A 383-nucleotide genomic window follows, 5' to 3' on the forward strand; every position below is an offset into this window, starting at 1 on the left:
GTCACAACCAGCCCTACCACAGCTGACAACTGTGCGGTAACTCAACTAACTTGGGTCATGACAGGAGCAACCGTTGCTAGCTCACCTGCAACTGGCATCAACAATCTTGGAACCAGAACTTTTAACTTAGGAACAACCACTGTAACTTATACAGTTTCAGATGCCGCTGGAAATACCGCTTCGTCCTTTTACACTGTAACTGTAAATGACAATATAAACCCCACTATTAGTTGTCCTAGCACTATTTCTCAAAATGTAGATATTGGCAGTTGTACCAAAACTGTTGCCACAACCAATCCTACTACCGCCGATAATTGTGCGGTAACCAAATTGACCTGGACGTTGACTGGTACTACTACAGGCACTTCGCCAACTTCTGGTAT

General features: G+C 44.1%; 1 protein-coding gene. It reads left to right on the top strand.

Annotation, left to right across the window (positions count from 1 at the left end):
- Positions 1-383 (top strand): HYR domain-containing protein (locus K5R64_RS13070; RefSeq protein ID WP_220764053.1); only part of this gene is annotated, 383 nt, incomplete at both ends.

Origin of the sequence: Flavobacterium sp. UMI-01 (assembly GCF_019656315.1) — a bacterium.
Lineage (GTDB): Bacteria > Bacteroidota > Bacteroidia > Flavobacteriales > Flavobacteriaceae > Flavobacterium.